Annotated in this window: 21 protein-coding genes and 1 riboswitch; of the genes, 15 read left to right on the top strand and 6 right to left on the bottom strand. The window is 70.3% G+C overall.

The window, feature by feature from the left end; all coding sequences use genetic code 11:
• Positions 1-85: 85 nt before the first annotated feature.
• Positions 86-1,471, bottom strand: a complete 1,386-nt coding sequence (locus ACE4Q9_RS24215) for a hypothetical protein (RefSeq protein WP_397986333.1) — start codon at positions 1,469-1,471, stop codon at positions 86-88.
• 121 nt (positions 1,472-1,592) lie between these two features.
• Complete coding sequence (locus ACE4Q9_RS24220) at positions 1,593-1,829, bottom strand: hypothetical protein (protein ID WP_397986334.1); 237 nt, start codon at positions 1,827-1,829, stop codon at positions 1,593-1,595.
• 183 nt (positions 1,830-2,012) lie between these two features.
• Here ACE4Q9_RS24220 and ACE4Q9_RS24225 point away from each other — a divergent pair, with 183 nt between their 5' ends.
• Positions 2,013-2,987 carry a carbohydrate kinase family protein gene (locus ACE4Q9_RS24225; RefSeq protein ID WP_397986335.1) on the top strand — a complete coding sequence of 325 codons (975 nt, stop codon included), beginning with the start codon at positions 2,013-2,015 and terminating at the stop codon, positions 2,985-2,987.
• A gap of 9 nt (positions 2,988-2,996) precedes the next feature.
• Here the strand turns inward: ACE4Q9_RS24225 and ACE4Q9_RS24230 are convergent, their stop codons facing one another.
• Complete coding sequence (locus tag ACE4Q9_RS24230; protein WP_397986336.1) at positions 2,997-4,373, bottom strand: cysteine desulfurase/sulfurtransferase TusA family protein; 1,377 nt, start codon at positions 4,371-4,373, stop codon at positions 2,997-2,999.
• Positions 4,374-4,686: 313 nt separating this feature from the next.
• Here ACE4Q9_RS24230 and coxB point away from each other — a divergent pair, with 313 nt between their 5' ends.
• From coxB to ACE4Q9_RS24250, 4 genes are all read left to right on the top strand, one after another.
• The gene (gene coxB / locus ACE4Q9_RS24235; RefSeq protein WP_397986337.1) at positions 4,687-5,646 is read left to right on the top strand and encodes a cytochrome c oxidase subunit II; all 960 of its coding nucleotides are present in this window, start codon (positions 4,687-4,689) and stop codon (positions 5,644-5,646) included.
• Positions 5,643-7,376 carry a cytochrome c oxidase subunit I gene (gene ctaD / locus ACE4Q9_RS24240; RefSeq protein ID WP_397986338.1) on the top strand — a complete coding sequence of 578 codons (1,734 nt, stop codon included), beginning with the start codon at positions 5,643-5,645 and terminating at the stop codon, positions 7,374-7,376. Before coxB ends, ctaD begins: the two co-directional genes overlap by 4 nt.
• Positions 7,373-7,771: a cytochrome c oxidase subunit 4 gene (locus ACE4Q9_RS24245; RefSeq protein WP_046421283.1), complete on the top strand. Its 399-nt coding sequence runs from the start codon at positions 7,373-7,375 to the stop codon at positions 7,769-7,771. The genes ctaD and ACE4Q9_RS24245 overlap by 4 nt, the downstream gene beginning before the upstream one ends.
• A 160-nt stretch (positions 7,772-7,931) precedes the next feature.
• Entirely contained in the window at positions 7,932-9,191 is a 1,260-nt protein-coding gene (locus tag ACE4Q9_RS24250) for an Ig-like domain-containing protein (protein ID WP_397986339.1), read from the top strand.
• 56 nt (positions 9,192-9,247) lie between these two features.
• Here ACE4Q9_RS24250 and ACE4Q9_RS24255 read toward each other — a convergent pair whose 3' ends face one another.
• Positions 9,248-9,649, bottom strand: a complete 402-nt coding sequence (locus ACE4Q9_RS24255) for a hypothetical protein (RefSeq protein ID WP_397986340.1) — start codon at positions 9,647-9,649, stop codon at positions 9,248-9,250.
• A 157-nt stretch (positions 9,650-9,806) separates the two neighbouring features.
• Between ACE4Q9_RS24255 and ACE4Q9_RS24260 the strand changes: the two genes are divergently transcribed.
• From ACE4Q9_RS24260 to ACE4Q9_RS24285, 6 genes are all read left to right on the top strand, one after another.
• The gene (locus tag ACE4Q9_RS24260) at positions 9,807-10,427 is read left to right on the top strand and encodes a heme-copper oxidase subunit III (protein ID WP_111582346.1); all 621 of its coding nucleotides are present in this window, start codon (positions 9,807-9,809) and stop codon (positions 10,425-10,427) included.
• Positions 10,428-10,490: 63 nt separating this feature from the next.
• Complete coding sequence (locus ACE4Q9_RS24265; RefSeq protein ID WP_397986341.1) at positions 10,491-11,303, top strand: c-type cytochrome; 813 nt, start codon at positions 10,491-10,493, stop codon at positions 11,301-11,303.
• Positions 11,300-12,358: a Rieske 2Fe-2S domain-containing protein gene (locus ACE4Q9_RS24270; protein WP_397986342.1), complete on the top strand. Its 1,059-nt coding sequence runs from the start codon at positions 11,300-11,302 to the stop codon at positions 12,356-12,358. The genes ACE4Q9_RS24265 and ACE4Q9_RS24270 overlap by 4 nt, the downstream gene beginning before the upstream one ends.
• The gene (locus ACE4Q9_RS24275) at positions 12,355-13,992 is read left to right on the top strand and encodes a cytochrome bc complex cytochrome b subunit (RefSeq protein WP_397986343.1); all 1,638 of its coding nucleotides are present in this window, start codon (positions 12,355-12,357) and stop codon (positions 13,990-13,992) included. Before ACE4Q9_RS24270 ends, ACE4Q9_RS24275 begins: the two co-directional genes overlap by 4 nt.
• Positions 13,993-14,130: 138 nt before the next feature.
• Positions 14,131-15,195 carry an anthranilate phosphoribosyltransferase gene (trpD, locus tag ACE4Q9_RS24280; protein ID WP_397986344.1) on the top strand — a complete coding sequence of 355 codons (1,065 nt, stop codon included), beginning with the start codon at positions 14,131-14,133 and terminating at the stop codon, positions 15,193-15,195.
• A gap of 81 nt (positions 15,196-15,276) precedes the next feature.
• Positions 15,277-15,393: riboswitch (SAM riboswitch) on the top strand.
• 162 nt (positions 15,394-15,555) lie between these two features.
• The gene (locus tag ACE4Q9_RS24285) at positions 15,556-16,896 is read left to right on the top strand and encodes an aminotransferase class V-fold PLP-dependent enzyme (RefSeq protein WP_397986345.1); all 1,341 of its coding nucleotides are present in this window, start codon (positions 15,556-15,558) and stop codon (positions 16,894-16,896) included.
• 39 nt (positions 16,897-16,935) lie between these two features.
• Here ACE4Q9_RS24285 and ACE4Q9_RS24290 read toward each other — a convergent pair whose 3' ends face one another.
• Complete coding sequence (locus ACE4Q9_RS24290; RefSeq protein WP_037652980.1) at positions 16,936-17,217, bottom strand: Lrp/AsnC family transcriptional regulator; 282 nt, start codon at positions 17,215-17,217, stop codon at positions 16,936-16,938.
• Positions 17,214-17,951: a rhomboid family intramembrane serine protease gene (locus ACE4Q9_RS24295; protein WP_397986346.1), complete on the bottom strand. Its 738-nt coding sequence runs from the start codon at positions 17,949-17,951 to the stop codon at positions 17,214-17,216. Before ACE4Q9_RS24295 ends, ACE4Q9_RS24290 begins: the two co-directional genes overlap by 4 nt.
• A gap of 148 nt (positions 17,952-18,099) precedes the next feature.
• Here ACE4Q9_RS24295 and ACE4Q9_RS24300 point away from each other — a divergent pair, with 148 nt between their 5' ends.
• From ACE4Q9_RS24300 to ACE4Q9_RS24315, 4 genes are all read left to right on the top strand, one after another.
• Positions 18,100-18,339: a hypothetical protein gene (locus ACE4Q9_RS24300; RefSeq protein ID WP_397986347.1), complete on the top strand. Its 240-nt coding sequence runs from the start codon at positions 18,100-18,102 to the stop codon at positions 18,337-18,339.
• Positions 18,340-18,391: 52 nt separating this feature from the next.
• On the top strand, positions 18,392-19,735 hold the full coding sequence (locus ACE4Q9_RS24305; RefSeq protein ID WP_397987316.1) for an NYN domain-containing protein: 1,344 nt from the start codon (positions 18,392-18,394) through the stop codon (positions 19,733-19,735).
• 211 nt (positions 19,736-19,946) lie between these two features.
• Positions 19,947-20,981: an NlpC/P60 family protein gene (locus tag ACE4Q9_RS24310; protein WP_397986348.1), complete on the top strand. Its 1,035-nt coding sequence runs from the start codon at positions 19,947-19,949 to the stop codon at positions 20,979-20,981.
• A 243-nt stretch (positions 20,982-21,224) separates the two neighbouring features.
• Positions 21,225-22,271, top strand: a complete 1,047-nt coding sequence (locus ACE4Q9_RS24315; RefSeq protein WP_397986349.1) for an NlpC/P60 family protein — start codon at positions 21,225-21,227, stop codon at positions 22,269-22,271.
• The last annotated feature ends 5 nt before the right edge of the window (positions 22,272-22,276 follow it).

The following is a 22,276-nucleotide window of genomic DNA, read 5'->3' on the forward strand; positions in this document are numbered from 1 at the left end:
CCCGTGAGCGGGCTCGCCGCCTTCGTCGTACGCGTGAGTGCTGCGCGCTCGGTACCGGGGCCCGGCGGGTCGGAGACCGCGGCTCTCAGGAGGACGACGAGGGCCGCAGCGCGCCCGGCTTGGCCTGCGGGATCCGCGCGCCGTCCGCGCCGGCCACCGTCCGGCCGTCCACCGGCGCCTTCAGGCGCACGGTCCGGGTGAACTCCTTGGCGATCAGCGGGCAGATCCTGCCCTCCTGCCGGTGCTCGGTGACCGTGACCGTCACCCGGTCGGCGCTCTCCCGTGCCGTCGCCGTGTAGTCGGCGCACAGACCGCCGTAGAAGCCCACGGTGAGGTTCCGGCCGGCGGCCATGTAGCCGGTGATCTTGACGGGGTGCTCGGGAGCCGCCGTCGGGGACGCCGAGGACGAGGCCAGGTAGCGGGGGTCGATCGCCGGGTACGACACCGTCCCCGACCCCCGCGTCCCGAAGAGCCAGGACGGCACCAGGGTCGGCCGGCCGGCGACCGGGTGCGCGGCCAGTCCGAACACCGCCTTGTCCACCGCGACCGTGGCCCCGGACGCCGGGGACGCCGACTGGCACGGCCCCTCCAGCCGCGTCGCGAACCGCGCCGGACCCGGACAGCCGCCGGGCCCCATCCGGTGGTCGCCCTTCGGCGCCGCGTTCATCAGCGCGAGGGTCCGCTCCGCGTCCAGGACGGGGTACGACGCCCCCTTCACCGGCGTCGACAGCAGGCCATGGCCGCCGACCACCTCGCCCTGCCTGCTGATCGTCAGCCCCGTCGCCCAGCCGGTGGTGGGCAGCCCGCTCACCACCGGGTCGGCGGTCACCACCCGCTGCTTGCCCATCACCTGGCTCGCGTCGGTCCGCGCGCCGTCCAGCCCGGCCGCCCGCAGCACGGGCGCCGCCGCCTTCTCGGCCGCCGCCACGCTCACCGGCGCCCCGGTCGGACCCACCGGTCCGGGCGCGCACAGGGGGCCCTTCCCGCAGTCGTCGGTCCCCGGCGCGTACCGGCTGAAGGTCCAGCTGCCCGGCGCGTCCCGGTTCACCTGGAGACTCGGCCCCGAGCCGTCCTTGCCGCCGATCCGCCAGCCGTACCCCTCGGCCACCGGCGTCCCGCTCACCCCGAGCGCCCTCGCCAGCCGGACCACCTGCTCCTCCCGGACCCCCGCCCCCGCGCCGTACACCGGCGCCGAGCCGGGCCCCTTCGGCAGCGCGCCGGACGCGGTGTAGTGGGCGCCGTAGGGATCCGAGAGGTCGTCCACGGCGAGCGGCGGGGGAGCGCTGGAGTCCGCCGCGGCCGGGGTCGTACGACCGCTCGGGGCATCGCTCGCCGCTACGTACGCGCCACCGCCCCCGACCAGCAGGACGGCGGCCGCGACGGAGAGGATGACGGCACGCGGGCGCCGCCGCCCGGACCGCGCCGCCTCTTGTTCGTCCCGTGCCTCGGTCTCAGGTCGCTCCGTGTTCACCGCATCGCTCCTCGCCGGTCCGTGTCCCGCGTGCCCCGCGTGAGGGGACGACGGTGGGACGAGGGAGGGGAGCGGGAGGTTCCCGCGCTTACGCCGTACGGGTGAGCGGGACCGCTCGGGGTCAGTCGCCGTAGTCGGACATGCCGTCGAGCAGCCGGACGGAGCGCTGCGACACGGAGACCTTGTGGATGCGGGACGGCGACACCGGCCGGGACGCGGTGCGTGCGGGCGCCGGCCAGCGCTTGGCCATCCGGGCGCAGTCGCCGCGCAGGGTGTCGAGGCCGCCTTCGAGATCACCGGGAGCGGGGGAGACGGGAGTGCCGGAGCCGGCGGACGAGGAGCCCTTGAGGTTCGTCATGAGGGCACCGTAGGCACGGTCGAGGTCGCGAAGAAAGATCTACTATCGGGTAGTTTCGTCAACTACAGCGCCCGCTCCTTACCGGGTAGCGTGAACTGTCATCGAAGCCCTCTGTCTCTCACCGCCGCCCTTCCCACGAGCGCTCTCGCGCGCACCTTCTTATTCCGCAGGAGAATCCCCGTCGTGCGCATCGCAGTCACCGGCTCCATCGCCACCGACCACCTCATGACCTTCCCCGGCCGGTTCGCCGACCAGCTCGTCGCGGACCAGCTGCACACGGTTTCGCTCTCCTTCCTCGTCGACAACCTCGACGTGCGCCGCGGCGGTGTCGCCGCGAACATCGCCTTCGGCATGGGCCAGCTCGGCACCCGGCCGATCCTGGTGGGCGCGGCCGGCTTCGACTTCGACGAGTACCGGGCCTGGCTCGACCGGCACGGCGTCGACACCGAGTCGGTGCGCATCTCCGACACCCTGCACACCGCGCGCTTCGTGTGCACCACCGACGCCGACCACAACCAGATCGGCTCCTTCTACACGGGCGCGATGAGCGAGGCCCGGCTGATCGAGCTCAAGACGGTCGCCGACCGGGTGGGCGGCCTCGACCTGGTGCTGATCGGCGCCGACGACCCCGAGGCGATGCTCCGCCACACGGAGGAGTGCCGGTCCCGTTCGATCCCGTTCGCCGCCGACTTCTCGCAGCAGATCGCCCGCATGGAGGGCGAGGAGATCCGGATACTGCTGGAGGGCGCGACGTACCTGTTCTCGAACGAGTACGAGAAGGGCCTCATCCAGACCAAGACCGGCCTCACCGACGAGGAGATCCTCGCGAAGGTCGGCCACCGGGTGACCACGCTCGGCTCGCGGGGCGTGCGCATCGAGCAGGCCGGCGCGGACCCGATCGAGGTCGGCTGCGCGGAGGAGGAGCGCAAGGCCGACCCCACCGGTGTCGGCGACGCCTTCCGCGCCGGGTTCCTGTCGGGCCTCGCCTGGGGCGTCTCGCTGGAGCGCGCCGCCCAGGTGGGCTGCATGCTCGCAACGCTGGTCATCGAGACCGTGGGCACGCAGGAGTACCAGCTGCGCCGGGGCCACTTCATGGAGCGGTTCGTGAAGGCGTACGGCGACGAGGCGGGCGACGAGGTCCGTCAGCACCTGCGCTGACGACGCCGTTCAGCTGAGCCGGCGGACCAGGTACGCCGTACCTTCCTCCGCCGGTTCCTCGCCCGCGTACTCCTGTCCCCTCATCTCGCACCACGCCGGGATGTCCAGGCGGGCCGCCTCGTCGTCCGAGAGGACGCGGACGGTGCCGCCCACGGGGACGCCGGGGAACACCCTGGCCAGCTCGATGACCGGGATGGGGCAGCGCTTGCCGAGGGCGTCCACGACCAGGACGCCCGGCTCGGCGACCGTGACCGGTGCGGGCGCGCCCAGGTTGTCGCGTACCCCGGCGACCACACCCGGCAGCACGGCCAGGAAGCGCTCCACGTCCTCCGCCGCCGTGCCCGGCGGCAGCGACACGCGGACGTTGCCCTCGCTGAGGACGCCCATGGCCTTCAGGACGTGGCTCGGGGTCAGGGTGCCGCTGGTGCAGGAGGAGCCGGACGAGACGGCGAAGCCCTCGCGGTCCAGCTCGTGCAGCAAGGTCTCCCCGTCGACATAGAGACACGAGAAGGTGACGATCCCCGGCAGCCGCCGCTCCGGGTCGCCCACCACCTCCACGTCCGGCACCAGCCGCGGCACCCGCGCCCGGATCCGCTCCGTCAGCTCCCGCAGCCGTACCGCCTCCCGCGCCGCCTCGGCCCGTACGGCGCGCAGGGACGCGACCGCCGCCACGACGGCCGGGATGTTCTCGAATCCGGGCGCGCGCCCCGACTCCCGCTCGTCCGCCGGGCCTTGGGCGGCGAACCGCACCCCCTTGCGCACGACGAGCAGTCCGACCCCCGAGGGGCCGCCCCACTTGTGCGCGCTGGCCGCGAGCAGCGACCAGCCGCCCCCGACCGGCCCCCACCCCAGTGACTGCGCCGCGTCCACCAGCAGCGGCACCCCGGCCGCCCGGCAGACCTCGGCCACCTCGGCCACCGGCTGGGCGGTCCCCACCTCGTGGTTGGCCGACTGGAGCACGGCGAGCGCGGTGTCGGCGCGCAGCGCGTCCGTGTAGCCCGAGGGGGAGACGGCGCCCGTCCGGTGCACCGGCACCCGGCTCACCGACCCGCCCTCCGCCTCGAACAGGTCCGCCGAATGGAGGACAGAGGAGTGTTCGACCGCTGACACGATCAGGTGGCGTCCCACCCGCCGCCTTCCGGCCAACGCCCCCGCGACGCCCGTATGTACGGCCCGTGTCCCCGAGGAGGTGAAGACCAGTTCGTCCGCCCGGCACCCGACCGCTTCCGCCGCCGCCTCCCGCGCCGCGTCCAGCAGCATCCGCGCCTTGCGCCCCTCCCGGTACAGCCGCGCGGGGTCCGCCCACCCGTCGTCGAGGGCGGCCAACAGGGCCTGACGGGCGACAGGATGGAGGGGAGCGGCGGAAGCCGCGTCGAAGTAGGCCACAGTCCAACGTTAAAGCGCTGGTGAGCCGACCTCACCCAGGGGGCACGGGGCGGTGTCCGCCGGTGGCTCCGCCGCGCGGCGACCCACCCGCGCCCACCCCCCAAACCCCCACAACCCGAGCTATTGGGCGCCCATCCACACCCCAACTGAGTGAGGCGCGACGCGTATGCCCCCCTCCCCGCGAACCCCCGGAGGGCGTCGGCTAGGGTTTGGTCCGCATAAACATCCAAACCCCTGCCCGACGCAGGGCGGCGACCGACCAGCGAGAAGGCCGCAGCCGACCGCGCGGGCGAGACTCTCGGGAAGGCGCTACGTGAGTCCCAACGGCTCCGACCGCTCGCCGCGGCGCCCGATGCGGCGGAAGCTGCTGCAGGCACTGACCGCGGGCCTGGTCCTGGCGACCGCAACCGGTTGCACATACAAGGACTTCCCCCGCCTTGGCATGCCCACCCCGACCACGGAAGAGGCTCCGCGGATCCTCTCCCTGTGGCAGGGATCCTGGGCTGCCGCGCTCGCCGTCGGCGTGCTGGTGTGGGGCCTGATCCTGTGGAGCGCCATGTTCCACCGGCGCAGCCGCACCAAGGTCGAGGTACCTCCGCAGACCCGGTACAACATGCCGATCGAGGCCCTGTACACGGTGGTCCCGATCATCATCATCTCGGTGCTGTTCTACTTCACGGCACGGGACGAGACGAAGCTCATGAGCCTCGACAAGAAGCCGGACGTCACGGTCAACGTGGTCGGCTTCCAGTGGAGCTGGGGCTTCAACTACATCGAGAACGTCCCCGGTGTCTCGGGCGACGCGAAGACGGACACCAACCTGTCCGCGATCCCCGACCGGTTCAAGGCCGCCTTCCCGGCGCACGCCGGCGGCGTCTACGACGTCGGCACCCCGGGCACGCGCAACCCGCAGACCGGCAACCCTGGTCCGACGCTCTGGCTCCCCAAGGGCAAGACGGTCCGCTTCGTCCTGACCTCGCGTGACGTCATCCACTCCTTCTGGGTGGTGCCGTTCCTCATGAAGCAGGACGTCATTCCGGGCCACACCAATGCCTTCCAGGTGACCCCCAACAAGGAGGGCACCTTCCTCGGCAAGTGCGCCGAGCTCTGCGGCGTCGACCACTCCCGGATGCTGTTCAACGTGAAGGTCGTCTCCCCGGCGGCGTACGAGCAGCACCTCAAGGACCTCGCCAAGAAGGGGCAGACCGGTTACATTCCCGCCGGCATCGCGCAGACGAGCCACGAGAAGAACCGGGAGACGAACAACCTGTGAGCATCCTCAACGAACCCCAGGGTGCCGCGGCCGCTGAAGGCTCGTACGTGGACGAGCAGCCGGTTCGGCGCAAGCAGCCCGGCAGTTCCGCGGTGAAGTGGCTGACGACCACCGACCACAAGACGATCGGGACGATGTACCTCGTCACGTCGTTCGCGTTCTTCCTGATCGGCGGCGTCATGGCGCTGCTCATGCGCGCCGAGCTGGCCCGTCCGGGCCTTCAGATCATGACGAACGAGCAGTTCAACCAGGCGTTCACGATGCACGGCACGATCATGCTGCTGATGTTCGCGACGCCGCTGTTCGCGGGTTTCGCGAACTGGATCATGCCGCTCCAGATCGGCGCGCCCGACGTGGCGTTCCCGCGGCTGAACATGTTCGCCTACTGGCTGTACCTGTTCGGCTCGACGATCGCGGTGGGTGGCTTCCTCACCCCCGAGGGCGCGGCCGACTTCGGCTGGTTCGCCTACTCCCCGCTGTCGGACGCGGTCCGCTCGCCGGGCGCCGGCGCCGACATGTGGATCATGGGTCTGGCCCTGTCCGGCTTCGGTACCATCCTCGGCTCGGTCAACTTCATCACCACGATCATCTGCATGCGCGCGCCCGGCATGACGATGTTCCGCATGCCGATCTTCGTGTGGAACGTGCTGCTGACCGGTGTGCTGGTCCTGCTGGCCTTCCCGGTGCTGGCCGCCGCGCTGTTCGCCCTGGAGGCGGACCGCAAATTCGGTGCGCATGTGTTCGACGCGGCAAATGGCGGCGCGTTGCTGTGGCAACACCTCTTCTGGTTCTTCGGCCACCCAGAGGTGTACATCATCGCCCTGCCGTTCTTCGGCATCATCTCCGAGATCATCCCGGTCTTCTCCCGCAAGCCGATGTTCGGCTACATGGGCCTGATCGCGGCGACCATCTCCATCGCCGGTCTGTCCGTGACCGTGTGGGCGCACCACATGTACGTCACCGGCGGTGTGCTGCTGCCGTTCTTCTCCTTCATGACCTTCCTGATCGCGGTACCGACCGGTGTGAAGTTCTTCAACTGGATCGGCACCATGTGGAAGGGCTCGCTGTCCTTCGAGACGCCGATGCTCTGGGCGACCGGCTTCCTGATCACCTTCACGTTCGGTGGTCTGACCGGTGTCATCCTGGCCGCGCCGCCGCTGGACTTCCACGTCTCGGACTCGTACTTCGTGGTGGCCCACTTCCACTACGTGGTCTTCGGTACGGTCGTGTTCGCCATGTTCGCCGGCTTCCACTTCTGGTGGCCGAAGTTCACCGGCAAGATGCTGGACGAACGCCTCGGCAAGATCACCTTCTGGACGCTGTTCATCGGCTTCCACACCACCTTCCTCGTCCAGCACTGGCTGGGCGCCGAGGGCATGCCGCGCCGGTACGCCGACTACCTGGCCGCCGACGGCTTCACCGCGCTGAACACGGTCTCCACGATCGGTTCGTTCGTGCTCGGCCTGTCGATCCTGCCGTTCCTCTACAACGTCTGGAAGACGGCCAAGTACGGCAAGCCGGTCAACGTGGACGACCCGTGGGGCTACGGCCGCTCGCTGGAGTGGGCGACCTCCTGCCCGCCGCCGCGGCACAACTTCACCACCCTGCCGCGGATCCGCAGTGAATCCCCGGCGTTCGACCTGCACCACCCCGAGATCGCCGCGCTCGAGCAGCTCGAGTACGCCGGTCACGCGCCTGCCGTCGCGGACAGCAAGGAGGCCGGCAAGTGAAGATCCAGGGCCGGATGTTCATCTGGCTGAGCTTCTTCATCCTGATCATGGCCGTCGTGTACGGCGTGTGGTCGAAGGAGCCGGCCGGTACCACGGCACTCTTCCTGGCCTTCGGCCTGTCGATCATGATCGGCTTCTACCTGGGCTTCACCGCCCGCCGGGTGGACGCCGGTGCGCAGGACGACAAGGAGGCCGATGTCGCGGACGACGCGGGCGAGCTGGGCTTCTTCAGCCCGCACAGCTGGCAGCCGCTCATGCTGGGCTTCGGCGGTGCGATCGCGTTCCTCAGCATCGCGGTCGGCTGGTGGCTGATCTACTTCTCCGCGCCGTTCATCGTGATCGGTCTGTTCGGCTGGGTGTTCGAGTACTACCACGGTGAGAACCGCACCCAGTAGGACATCGAGTTCCACTCCGGGAGCCCGGACCCCCCGTCAGGAGGGTCCGGGCTCCCGGCTTTTCGGCGTCCGGATGGGCGTCCCTCGGATGCGGGAGTGTCGTTCCCTCGTATGGGTTACCTACCGCGCCAATAGGGTCTCCATCTCATAGCGTGATCGTATGAACCACATTCCGCGGACCCGTACCGTCGTCAGCTGTGCCGTGCTGGTGACCGCCCTGGGCGCGGGCAGCACCGCCTGCGGTTCGCACGGCGATCCCCTGTCCGCCACGCCGTACGACGCGGCGGGCCTGATCTCCTTCAACGCGCCCACCGAGACGGGCAAGCGGGCCGACCCGGACAAGCCCCTGGAGGTCACCGTCAAGGACGAGGGGCGCATCACCGACGTGACCGCCCAGGACTCCACAGGGCGCTACGTGGCGGGCGAACTCACCGCCGACGGCAGTCGCTGGCACAGCACCTCCCCGCTGGCCGCGAGCGCCCACTACACGGTCACGGTGAGCACCGAGGACGAGGACGGGGCGCCCGGCCGCAAGGTCCTCAGCTTCGACACCACCCAGCCCACCGCCAAGAAGCAGCTGGGCGTCACCTTCGGGCCGGACACGGGCCAGTACGGCGTCGGGCAGATCATCACCGCCCAACTCGGCCAGGAGGTCAAGGACAAGGCGCAGCGGGCCGTCGTGGAGCGCGGCCTGCGGGTGGACTCCGTGCCCGCCGTGCCCGGCTCCTGGTACTGGGTGAGCGACAAGGAACTCCACTACCGGCCCAAGGACTACTGGCCCGCCCACGCCACGATCCTGGTGCACAGCAACCTGGACGGCGTGAAGATCGGCGACCGGCTGTGGGGCGGCAAGTCGAAGCCGGTCAAGCTCACCACGGGCGACCGGATCGAGGCCCTCACGGACGCCTCCGCGCACGAGATGACGGTGCTCAAGAACGGTGCTGTGATCAACAGCATCCCGGTCACCACCGGCAAGCCCGGCTACGAGACCCGCAACGGCGTCAAGGTGGTCCTGGAGAAGCAGTACTTCGTACGCATGCGCGGCATCACCGTCGGCATCGCCGAGGGCAGCCGGGACAACTACGACCTGCCCGTGTACTACGCCACCCGGGTGACCTGGTCCGGCGAGTACGTGCACGCGGCGCCCTGGTCGGTCGGCTCACAGGGGTACGCCAATGTCAGCCACGGCTGCACCGGCATGAGTACGTCCAACGCGCGCTGGTTCTTCGACACCATCCATCCGGGGGACATCGTCCGGGTCGTCAACTCCAACGGCCGGCCGATGGAACCCTTCGGCAACGGCTTCGGCGACTGGAACGTCACCTGGAAGAAGTGGCGCACGGGCTCCGCCCTGACCGGCACCCAGACCAACGGCCAGTCCTCCGCGGACACGGTCCGCCTCCAGCCAGCGGCCGTGTGAGCAGCGCCCCGACGGGGCGCGGGACCGTGCCGGCGCACGGCCCGCGCCCCCTCGCGCTAGGCGCTCACCAGCCTCTTGCGCCGCAGCAGCGCGGCCAGCGAGGCGGCGAACTCCACCGGGTCCACCGGCAGGGTCACCGCGGCGTCCGCGCGGCTCCAGGTGGCCAGCCAGGCGTCCTGGGGCCGCCCGATGAGCAGCAGCACGGGCGGGCACTGGAAGACCTCGTCCTTGATCTGCCGGCACATCCCCATGCCGCCCATCGGGACGGCCTCGCCGTCGAACACGCAGGCATCGATGCCCCCGCGGTCCAGTTCGCGCAGCACCGCCGCGGGCGTGGCGCACTCCACGAACTCCACCGGGGGCACGTCCGGGGCGGGGCGCCGCCCGGTGGCCAGCCGTACTTGCTCGCGGGTGTTGGAGTCGTCGCTGTAGACCAGCACGGTGGCGGTCGGCTGCATTGTTCCTCCGGGTCGACGTCGGCGTCGTACGGACAGGACGGACGGGGCCGTTTGGGCGGATGTTACTCCCATGAACACCACGTCAACACCGCTTCGGAGGGCAGCAACACTCCGAACGGCACCCCCCGGAGTGAGGGCGAGATAAGCGACCGACATAATGTCGGTCGTGGCGACAGCAACGACAGTAGAAACCGGGCACGCGCACCCGTCGGTCAACCGGCCGAACCTCACCAGCGTCGGAACCATCATCTGGCTGAGTTCCGAGCTGATGTTCTTCGCGGCCCTCTTCGCGATGTACTTCACCCTCCGGTCGGTGACCGGACCGGCTCACTGGAAGCACATGGCTTCAAGCCTCAATGTGCCTTTCTCCGCGACGAACACCACGATCCTGGTGCTCTCGTCGCTCACCTGTCAGCTCGGCGTGTTCGCGGCCGAGCGGGGCGACGTGAAGAAGCTCCGTGGCTGGTTCATCCTCACCTTCATCATGGGTGCGATCTTCATCGGCGGTCAGATCTACGAGTACACGAGCCTGGTGAAGGAGGACGGCCTCTCGCTCTCCTCCGACCCGTACGGCTCGGTGTTCTACCTGACCACCGGCTTCCATGGCCTGCATGTGACGGGCGGTCTCATCGCCTTCCTGCTGGTCCTCGGCCGCACCTACATGGCCAAGAGGTTCACCCACGAGCAGGCGACGGCCGCCATCGTCGTGTCCTACTACTGGCACTTCGTCGATGTCGTCTGGATCGGCCTCTTCGCCACGATCTATTTGATCAAGTAGCCGGGACCGCTCCCGCTAAGTCCAGAAGCACCGACGCAGAAGATCCTGACACCGGGGTAATCCGTGAAAAAGCTCTCCGCACGACGACGCCATCCGCTGGCGGCGGTCGTCGTCCTACTCCTCGCGCTGGCGGCCACGGGGGGGCTGTACACCGCGTTCGCGCCCGCGGGCAAGGCGCAGGCCGACGCAGGCTCCCAGTCCCTGACCATCAAGGAGGGTAGGAAGCTCTTCGAGGTCGGCTGCGCCAGCTGCCACGGCACCGGTGGGCAGGGCTCCTCCGACGGTCCGAGCCTGGTCGGCGTGGGCGCCGCGGCCGTCGACTTCCAGGTCGGTACCGGCCGTATGCCGGCCGCGACCTCGCAGGGCGCCCAGGTCCCGCGCAAGAAGACCGTGTACACCCAGACCCAGATCGACCAGCTCGCCGCGTACGTCGCGTCGCTGGGCGCCGGTCCGGTGGTGCCGACCAAGCAGCAGTACGGTCCGGACGGCGCGGACATCGCCAAGGGTGGCGAACTGTTCCGCACCAACTGCGCGCAGTGCCACAACTTCACCGGCAAGGGCGGTGCCCTCACCGAGGGCAAGTTCGCGCCCACGCTGGAGGGTGTCGACCCGAAGCACATCTACGAGGCCATGCAGACCGGCCCGCAGAACATGCCGTCCTTCCCGGACACCACGATGTCCTCCCAGAACAAGAAGGACATCATCGCGTACCTGCACGCGATCGACAGCAGCGAGACGACGAACCCGGGCGGTCTGGAGCTGGGCGGCATCGGGCCGGTCAGTGAGGGCCTGTTCGCCTGGATCTTCGGTCTCGGCGCGCTGATCGCCGTCGCCGTCTGGGTCGCCGCTCGGACCGCAAAGGCCAAGAAGTCATGAGTAGCCAAGACATTCCAGAAGAGAACCTGCCCGCTGAGCAGGACCACGCGCGCGGCGCGGTAGGGATCGCGGACGAGGAGAACCCGTTCGCCGATCCGGGGCTGCCGCCCCACGAGCACCGCATCCAGGACATCGACGAGCGGGCCGCCAGGCGGTCCGAGCGTATGGTCGCCCTGCTGTTCACGATCTCGATGCTGGCCACCGTCGGCTTCATCGTCTCGTACGTGACGATCCCGCACGACAAGAACATCTTCGTCTTCCCGATCGGTCACATCAGCGCGCTGAACTTCGCGCTGGGCCTGACCCTCGGCGTGGCGCTGTTCTGCATCGGCGCGGGCGCGGTCCACTGGGCCCGCACCCTGATGTCCGACGTCGAGGTCGCCGACGAGCGGCACGCGATCGCGGCCCCCGAGGAGGTCCGGGCGAAGGTCCACGCGGACTTCCGCCAGGGCGCCAAGGAGTCGGCGCTCGGCCGCCGCAAGCTGATCCGCAACACGATGTTCGGCGCGCTGGCCCTGGTGCCGCTCTCCGGCGTCATGCTGCTGCGCGACCTCGGTCCGCTGCCCGGTACCTCGCTGCGGCACACCCTGTGGGCCAAGGGCAAGCGTCTGGTCAACATGAACACCAACCAGCCGCTGCGCCCCGAGGACATCGCCGTCGGCTCGCTCACCTTCGCCAAGCCGGACGGCCTGGAGGAGACGGACGAGGAGTTCCAGAACGAGCTGGCCAAGGCCGCCCTGATGATCGTCCGGCTCCAGCCGGACAACATCAAGGACAAGCGCGAGCTCGACTGGTCGCACGAGGGCGTCGTCGCGTTCTCCAAGATCTGCACGCACGTCGGCTGCCCGATCTCGCTGTACGAGCAGCAGACGCACCACGTGCTGTGCCCGTGCCACCAGTCCACCTTCGACCTCTCCGACGGCGCCCGAGTGATCTTCGGCCCCGCCGGCCACGCCCTGCCGCAGCTGCGCATCGGTGTGGACAGTGAGGGTTACCTCCAGGCGCTCGGCGACTTCGAGGAGCCCGTCGGTCCTGCATTCTGGGAGCGCGGATGAGTACTACAGCGAACGAGACCTCCCGCGCGCGCGGGAAGGCACCGGCCGGCGAGCGGATCGCCGACTGGGCCGACGGCCGGCTGGGGATCTACTCCCTGGCCAAGGCCAACATGCGCAAGATCTTCCCCGACCACTGGTCGTTCATGTTGGGCGAAGTGTGCATGTACAGCTTCATCATCATCATCCTGACGGGTGTCTATCTGACGCTGTTCTTCCACCCGTCGATGAACGAGGTCGTGTACCACGGCAGCTATGTCCCGCTCCAGGGGCAGATGATGTCGGAGGCCTTCAACTCGACCCTGCACATCTCCTTCGACGTGCGCGGTGGTCTGCTGGTCCGGCAGATCCACCACTGGGCCGCGCTGATCTTCCTCGCCGGCATGTTCGTGCACATGATGCGCGTGTTCTTCACCGGCGCGTTCCGCAAGCCGCGTGAGATCAACTGGCTGTTCGGCTTCCTGCTGTTCGTCCTCGGCATGTTCACCGGTTTCACCGGTTACTCGCTCCCGGACGACCTGCTCTCCGGCACCGGTGTGCGCTTCACCGAGGGTGCGATCCTGTCCATGCCGATCGTCGGCACGTACATCTCGTACTTCCTCTTCGGCGGTCAGTTCCCCGGCCACGACTTCGTCGCCCGGTTCTACTCGATCCACATCCTGCTGCTGCCGGGCATCATGCTCGGCCTGATGGTGGCGCACCTGATCCTGGTCTTCTACCACAAGCACACGCAGTTCGCGGGTCCGGGCAAGACCAACAACAACGTCGTCGGCATGCCGCTGCTGCCGGTCTACATGGCCAAGGCCGGAGGCTTCTTCTTCCTGGTCTTCGGTGTCATCGCGGCCATCGCCGCGGTCGCGCAGATCAACCCGATCTGGGCCATGGGCCCCTACCGTCCGGACCAGGTGTCCACCGGCGCCCAGCCCGACTGGTACATGGGCTTCGCCGAGGGTCTGATCCGCTTCATGCCGGGCTGGGAGATCAACTTCTGGGGCCACACCCTGGTCCTGGGCGTCTTCATCCCGCTGGTGCTGTTCGGCGTGGTGCTGGGCGCGATGGCGGTCTACCCGTTCATCGAGTCCTGGATCACCGGCGACAAGAGCGAGCACCACATCCTGGACCGCCCGCGCAACGCCCCGACCCGTACCGGTCTCGGTGTCGCCTGGGTGACGATGTACATGATCACGCTGGTCGGTGGTGGCAACGACCTGTGGGCCACCCACTTCCACCTGTCGATCAACTCCGTGACCTGGTTCGTCCGGATCTTCTTCTTCGTCGGCCCGGTCATCGCGTTCATCGCCACCAAGCGGATCTGCCTCGGCCTCCAGCGCCGCGACCGCGACAAGGTGCTGCACGGCCGCGAGACCGGCATCATCAAGCGGCTGCCGCACGGTGAGTTCATCGAGGTGCACGAGCCGCTCAGCCAGGAGCAGCTGCACACGCTCACCACGCACACGCAGTACGCCCCGGCCGAGATCGGCCCCGCGGTCGACGAGAACGGTGTCGAGCGCAAGGTGAAGGCGTCCGAGAAGCTCCGGGTGAAGCTGTCCAACGCCTACTACGGCGAGGACAACCAGATCCCGAAGCCGACCTCCGAGGAGTACAAGGAGATCACGAGCGGCCACGGCCACCACTGATCCCCGCGTCGCCACGCCACAGAGGGGCCCCGTCCGCGAGCCGGACGGGGCCCTTCGCCGTGCCGGGGGCTCGATAGGGTGGGTATGGGTTTCCCCCGCTGAGCACCACCGAGTACGACTTTTCCCGAGGAGCGGCTGATGAGCGCTGTGACCCCCGCTGGAGGCGACACCGCGGCGGGCCGCTCCTGGCCCGCCCTGCTGAACGGCCTGCTGACCGGCCAGAACCTGTCCGCGGACGACACCGCCTGGGCGATGGACCTGATCATGCGGGGCGAGGCGACCGACGCCCAGATCGCCGGCTTCATGGTCGCGCTGCGCGCCAAGGGCGAGACCGTCGAGGAGATCTCCGGTCTCGTGCGCACCATGTACGCGCACGCGAACGTGATCGAGGTGCCCGGCCCGGCCGTGGACATCGTCGGCACCGGCGGCGACGGCGCCAAGACGGTGAACATCTCCACCATGTCCTCGATCGTGGTCGCGGGCACCGGCGCCAAGGTCGTCAAGCACGGCAACCGCGCCGCCTCCTCCGCCTCCGGCTCCTCCGACGTCCTGGAGAAGCTGGGCGTCAACCTCCAGCTGACCCCGAAGCGGGTCGCCGAGGTCGCCGAGGAGGCCGGGATCACCATCTGCTTCGCGGTGAAGTTCCACCCCTCGCTGCGTCATGTCGCCGCCGCACGCGGCCAGTTGGGCATCCGTACGACCTTCAATGTGCTCGGTCCGCTGACCAACCCGGCGAACGTGCGCGCCCAGGCGGTGGGCGTCGCCGACCCGCGGATGGCACCCGTGGTGGCCGGGGTCTTCGCCGAGCGCGGCAACTCCGCGCTGGTCTTCCGCGGTGACGACGGGCTGGACGAGCTGACCGTCACCGGCACCTCGCGGGTGTGGGTGGTGCGTGACGGCAAGGTCACCGAGGAGGTCTTCGACCCGCGGGACGCCGGCATCGAGCCGGTCCCGCTGGAGGCCCTGCGCGGCGCGGACGCGGCGTACAACGCGGGGGTCGCCCGCCGGGTGCTGGACGGCGAGCGGGGCGCCGTACGGGATGCCGTACTGCTGAACTCGGCCGCCGCCCTGACGGCCCTGGAGCCGACCGACGCGCCGCTCACCGAGCAGCTGCGGGCCGGGATGGCGAAGGCCGCGCACTCCATCGACTCGGGCGCGGCGAAGCGGACGCTGGAGCGCTGGGTGGCCGCCAGCAACGCCTGACCGCGCCATCCGATGGTTGATCGTCCCGCGATTCGGACACGGGTTGCGGGGCATCGATCTTTTCGCGTACGTTCCCTGTCAGGTCATGAGTGACAGTCATGAGGCCCCGGCCGACTGTCCGGCAACCCTCCGTCCGTGGCGGGGTGCCCCGGGTGAGGACCAGGTCGTAGGCAGCGAGGTCTACGGCAAGCGCGGACCCCTCGGGCGCTCTCGGTAGCGCCGGGCCAGGGGTCCTGGTCGGTCGAGGGAGCCTCCCGTGAGCAAGCGAATGCGTTAGGGCCGCCGAGCCCCGCCTCCGCGCACCCCTTTCACCTTTCTTCCGTACGCCCCCTGCGGCGTGCGTTCTCACGGGAGTTCCCCATGTCTGTCTCCACCGTTGCCGCCGCCCCGTCGATCTGCACCCCGCTGCCCGTTCTGGGCCGTGATGTCACCGTTCCGCTCGTCACCGGCGGCACCATCACCTACGCGGCCCTCGACTACGCGGCCAGCGCCCCCGCCCTCCAGCGCGTCTGGGACGACGTCGCCGCCTACGCGCCGTACTACGGCAGCGTCCACCGGGGCGCCGGGTACCTCTCCCAGTTCTCCACCGACCTGTTCGAGAAGGCCCGCCGGACGGTCGCGGAGTTCCTCGGCTGCCGCGCCGGCGACCAGGTGGTCTTCACCCGCTCGACCACCGACTCCCTGAACCTGCTGGCCCGCGCGGTCCCGGCCGACTGCCGGGTCTTCGTCTTCGAGACCGAGCACCACGCCTCGCTGCTGCCCTGGCGGGACGACCGGGTCACCTACCTGGACGCGCCGCGCAGCCCGCGGCAGGCCGTGCAGACGCTGGAGCGGGCCCTCGCCGACCGCGACCCGTACGGGCCGGCCCTGGTCTGCGTCACCGGCGCCTCCAACGTCACCGGCGAGCTGTGGCCGGTGCGCGAGCTGGCCGCCGCCGCGCACGCCCACGGCGCCCGGATCGTCCTGGACGCCGCCCAGCTGGCCCCCCACCACCCGGTCTCCCTCGCCGACCTGGACGTCGACTGGGTCGCCTTCTCCGGGCACAAGCTGTACGCCCCCTTCGGCGCGGGCGTGCTGGCCGGGCGTGCCGACTGGCTGCGGGCCGCCGAGCCGTACCTCGCGGGCGGGGGCGCCAGCCGCAGCGTCGCCCGGCGCGCGGACGGGGGAGTGGAGGTGGAGTGGCACGAGAGCGCCGCCCGGCACGAGGCGGGCTCCCCGAACGTCATCGGCGCCTACGCCATCGCCTCCGCCTGCACGGCCCTCACCGAGGCCGGCTGGGACGCGCTGGTCGCCCGCGAGCAGTACCTGATCGACCGGGTGCGCTCGGGCCTCGCGGGGATTCCGCAGGTCAGGGTCCTGTCCCTGTTCGGGGACGACGCCCCGCGGGTCGGCGTGCTCTCCTTCGTGGTGGACGGCTGGAACAGCTCCCACTTCGCGGCCGCGCTCTCCGCCGAGTACGGCATCGGCGTCCGCGACGGCCTCTTCTGCGCCCACCCGCTGCTGCGCACCCTGCTCGGCACGGCCCCCGAGTCCCCGGCGGAGTGCGGCGCCCCCTCCCTGAACGCCATCCGCGTGAGCTTCGGCGCGGGCACCCCGGACGAGCATGTGGACCGCTTCGTCACGGCCGTACGACAGCTGGTGACCGAGGGCGCGAAGTGGACGTACCGGACGGAGGAGGGACGCTGCGTGCCGGTGGCGTAAAAGGCTGAACGGGCTGGTGGGGCGGCTTTCGGCGGACGGTCAGGAGTCCAGGCCGATCGCGAACGCCGCCTCCAGGTCGTGCTGCGAGTACGTACGGAACGCCACATGCGTGTCCGTCGCCTCCACGCCCGGGATCTTGCTGATCCGGCCGGGAATCACATCGGCCAGGTCCTCGTGTTCCCGCACCCGCACCATGGCGATCAGGTCGTACGTGCCGGTGACGGAGAAGACCTCGCTCACCGACTCCAGCGAGGCGATCTGCTCCGCGATCTCGGGGATCCGGTCCACGCTGGTCTTGATGAGGACGATCGCGGTGATCACGGCTGGTTCTCTCCCTCGGGGGCCGGTTCGGGTGCGCATTTCACTCTAGCCCCACGGCCGTACCGCACCCACGCGTAGACGAACCCGGCCCCGAACCCCACCAGGTGCGCCAGATACGCCACCCCCGGCCCCTGCACCGAGCGCCCGGCAGCCAGCCACTGGAGCGTCACCCAGAACGGCAGCACGACCCATGCGGGAAAGCGCAGCGGCAGGAAGAAGAGGAACGGCAGGAGACTGGTGACACGGGCCCGCGGGAACAGGAAGAGAAACGCCCCGAGCACCGCCGAGATCGCCCCCGACGCGCCCACCAGCGACTGCTCCGAGGTGTCGTTGGCGACCGCGTACCCCAGCAGCGCCAGATAGCCGCAGCCGACGTAGAAGAGGGTGAACTCCACCCGGCCCATCCGCTCCTCGGTCAGCACGCCGAAGACGAGGAGGAAGAGCATGTTGCCGAGCAGATGCACCCAGTTGCCGTGCACGAACAGCGCTGTGACCGGGGTCAGCGCGTGCGCCCAGGGTCCCGCGAACAACTCGGCCGGGACCACCCCCCAGTGCCGGAAGTACACCCGCTGCGCGTCCTGGAGCACGTACCCGGTGCCGTATCCGGGGACGATCCCGGAGGCCGGGCCCAGTACGAAGATCAGGCAGCACAGGGCGATCAGGCCGTACGTCATCGGCGCGTCCCGGAGTGTCCTGAAGGTCCTGCCGCCCGCCGCGCTCCACTCGCTGATCATGAACACAGAGCATGACGTAACCGGACGCAAGCTGACAGACCGCCTCGCCGCCGCGAACGGACGGGCGGCGACAGGCCGCCAGGCCGTAGGGTTACGAGCCACACGCGTCGGCCCGCCGGCGCGCTCCGACCGACCCGGGAAGGGCACGATGACGGTTCCCCAGCCGACCGCCACGACGCGATGGCGCTGCACCCTGTGCGGCAACCTCACCCGCTTCGACGTCACGCGCTCCTCGAAGGTCGTGGAGTACGTCCACCTCGACCTCGCGGGCGAGCCGACGGTGGAGGAGCGCGAGGTGGTCGATGAGACCATCGATTCGGTGCGCTGCCGCTGGTGCAACGCGGTGGACCAGGTGGAACTCGTGGACAGGCCGGGCAGCGGCTCCTGACGGGGCCGGGCGCGGAGAGGCATATTTTCGGCAAGGTAGTGGGGTGTGACGGATTATGGAGAGCGCGAGCGGGGGGCCGGGCGACGGCACCGCCGAGGTGCTTGACCGTCCGCTGCCCGACGGGGTGCGCCGCAGGGTCGTCGCGATCGTCTCGGAGTGCTTCGGCAAGCTGACCGTGGCCGAACTGCCCGCACAGCTGCGGCAGTACGCCCGGTTCGCCCCGAATCGCCGCGCGAAGTTCGCGGGGAACGCGATGGCCGCGGCGCTGGAGACCGACACGCTGTTCCGGCAGCGGATCGGCGAGAAGTTCCGCGCCGCGCAGCCGGAGCTGGCCGGCGCCCTGGAGGCCGGCTCGGTGCCCGCGGCCGCCGACCCGCTCGATGTGGCGGCGGCGGCCTGTGTGCTGCGCCCGGCGGGCTGGGTGAAGCTGGTCACCGCGGCCGGCGAGGAGGCCCAGCGCGCCGACGCCGAGCGGGCCGACGAGGAGAGCCGCGCCGAACTGGAGCGGCTGCGCGCCGAACTGGACCGCGCCCGTGAACAGACCAGGACCGAGACCGAGCGGCTGCGCACGGAGCTGGAGTCGGCCAGACGGGACCTGGAGTCGCTGAACCGCAAGCTGCGCTCCGCGCAGAGCGATGTGCGCCGCGGTGAGGCCGCGCTGCGCAAGGCGCAGGGCGAGATGGACGCCGTACGCGCCGAGGCGGGCGCTCGGGTGTCGGCCGCGGAGAGCGAGTCCCGGCGGCTCAAGACGCGGCTCGGCGAGGCGGAGGCGGCCCTGGAGGCCACCCGCAGAGCCGCCCGCGAGGGCCGCAGCGTGGAGGACATGCGGGTGCGGCTGCTGCTGGACACCCTGCTGGACGCCACCCAGGGCCTGCGGCGCGAGCTGGCGCTGCCGCCGGTGTCCGTGCGGCCGGCCGAGACGGTCGACGCGGTGGAGCCGGGCCGGATGACACCGAAGGACATCGCGGCGCGCGCCCTGTCCGAGCACGACCCGGCGATCCTCGACCAGTTGCTCGCGCTGCCGCAGGCGCATCTGGTCGTCGACGGCTACAACGTGACCAAGACCGGCTATCCGCAGATGCCGCTGGAGAAGCAGCGGCTGCGGCTGCTGGGCCAGTTGTCCGCGCTCGCCGCGCAGACCGGCGCCGAGGTGACCTGCGTCTTCGACGGCGCCGAGCTGGCCGCGCCGGTGCTGCTCGCGCCGCCGCGCGGAGTGCGGGTGCTGTTCTCCAAGCCGGGGGTCACGGCCGACGAGCTGATCCGCCAGCTGGTGCGCGCGGAGCCGCCGGGCCGCCCGGTCATCGTCGCCTCCACCGACCGCGAGGTGGCCGACGGCGTGGCGCGGGCCGGTGCCCGCCCCGTGGCCTCTGCGGTACTTCTGAAGCGACTGTCCTGAAGGCCCAACGGGCATACGCAATGCCCGAATTGGCCAGCCCGTCACGCAACGTAGGGTCAAGCGGCCCTCACTGCTTGTGGCTTGTGTGCAAAGAATGCATTGCGTGACGGGAATTTTTGCCGTGAGGATTTGAATGATCACAACATGGTCACTAGGGTCGGGGCTCGAACCTCCGAACGGGTGAACACTCACAAGAAGGAGTTCGTCCTCCGTGGCGTCCCACCGTCGACCCAAACAGCAGAGCCGTGCACGCGTGACCGTGCTGACCACCGCAGCCGCCGCAGCGGTCGTGCTCAGCGCGAACGCCGCGAACGCCGCGCCGAGCGAGAAGCTCAGCAAGGACCAGGTCAAGTCCAAGGTCGACAAGCTGTACGAGCAGGCCGAGCAGGCCACCGAGAAGTACAACGGCGCCAAGGAGAAGCAGCAGCAGCTCCAGAAGGAGATCTCCACCATCCAGGACAACGTCGCGCGGGGTCAGGAAGACCTCAACAAGCTGCGCGACGGCCTGGGTTCGCTGGCCACGGCCCAGTACCGCTCCGGCGGTATCGACCCCTCGGTCCAGCTGTTCCTCTCCTCCAACCCGGACGACTTCCTCGACAAGGCGTCCACCCTCGACCAGCTGAGCAGCCAGCAGGTCGACGCACTGCGCAAGATCCAGGCCAAGCAGCGCGAGCTGGCCCAGGAGCGCTCCGAGGCCACCGAGAAGCTCAAGGACCTCGCGGACACCCGCACCGAACTGGGCGACAAGAAGAAGGAAGTCCAGGCCAAGCTCGCCGCGGCCCAGAAGATCCTCAACAGCCTCACCGCCAAGGAGAAGGCCGACCTCGCCGCCCAGCAGCAGCGCGCCGACCGCTCCTCCAGCGAGCGCGTGAACCTCGGCGACGCCCCGCCCGCCTCCGGCAGGGCCGCGGCCGCCTTCGCCGCCGCCCAGGGCGAGCTGGGCAAGCCGTACGTCTACGGCGCCACCGGCCCCTCCTCCTTCGACTGCTCGGGTCTGACCTCCTACGCCTACGCGCAGGCCGGCGTCTCCATCCCGCGCACCTCCGAGGAACAGGCCAACATCGGCACCCGGATCTACAACCAGAGCGACCTCAAGGTCGGCGACCTGGTGTTCTTCTACGGCGACATCCACCACGTCGGCCTGTACGCGGGCAACGGCCAGGTGCTGCACGCTCCGCACACCGGTGCCGTGGTGCGCTACGAGGCGATGTCCGACATGCCCTTCCAGTTCGGCGTCCGGGTTTAAACCCCCGACGCTCCCGGAGGCGGTCGTCCGATCGGGCGAATCCACGGGACGGAAACTGACTCCACGCCCCGCCGTTGACCTGCGTCAGCGGCGGGGCGTCACTCTTTGTCGCCGCCGCGGTCTTTGGCCGCGGCCCTTCCGCACGGCTACTGTCTGCCGCGTTTCCCCGGCGCCGGGGCCTCCCCGTCCCCAGGCGCCGGGGAACGCCGTCCGTGTCAGCCAGTGGAAGGGGTTCGGCAACCCGTGGGGTCCCATCGCCGCCTTGCACCGTCCGGTCAGCACCGCGCACCGGCCGGATTCGACCGGGGTGCCGCAGCAGCCCTGTGCGCACTGTCGGCCGCCGCCGCGGCCCTCGGCGCGGTACCGGCGCACGCCGCGCCGCACCCCGACGCCCGCGCCGAGGTGGACCGGCTCTACACCCAGGCCGAGCAGGCGACCCAGGAATACGACCAGGCGCAGGAACGCACGGACGCGCTGCGCCGCGAGGTCCGCGACGCCCAGGACCGCGTCGCCCGCCGCCAGCAGGACGTCAACGCGCTGCGCGAGGAGCTGGGTTCGCTGGCCGGGGCGCAGTACCGCTCGGGCGGTATCGACCCGGCCGTCGCGCTGCTGTTCTCCGACGACCCGGACGACTACCTCGACAAGGCCGCCACCCTCGACCGGATCAGCGCCCAGGAGGCGGGCCGGCTGCGGGAGTTGCGCTCCGCGCTGCGCGAGCTGGACCAGGAGCGGGCGGAGGCGGCCACCGAACTCGACGCGCTGGACCGCAGCCGCCGGGCGGTCGCCGCGCACAAGCGGACGGTGGAGGGCAAGCTCGCGCGGGCCCGGCAACTGCTGAACTCGCTGTCCGCGGCCGACCGCGCCGCCTACGACCGGGCCTCCCGCTCGGCCGGCCCCGACCGCCTCGACCTGCCCGCCCTGACCGGCGCGGCCGGCGCCCCCGGCGCGCGCGCCGCAGCCGCCCTGGCCGCCGCCCGCTCCGCGCTCGGCCGCCCCTATGTGTGGGGCGCCAACGGGCCCTCCGGCTTCGACTGTTCGGGCCTGATGCAGTGGGCGTACGCGCACGCCGGCATCCAGCTGCCGCGCACCTCCCAGGAGCAGCGGTACGCCGGGCGGCGCGTCCCGCTCTCCCAGGCCCGCCCCGGCGACCTGGTGGTCTACCGCTCCGACGCCAGCCATGTCGCCATGTACGTCGGCCACGGCCAGGTCATCCACGCGCCGCATCCAGGGGCGGCGGTGCGCTACGACCCGGTGGGGATGATGCCGATCTCCTCGGTGACCCGGCCCTGACGCCC

The organism is Streptomyces sp. AM6-12, assembly GCF_044327085.1.
Lineage (GTDB): Bacteria > Actinomycetota > Actinomycetes > Streptomycetales > Streptomycetaceae > Streptomyces.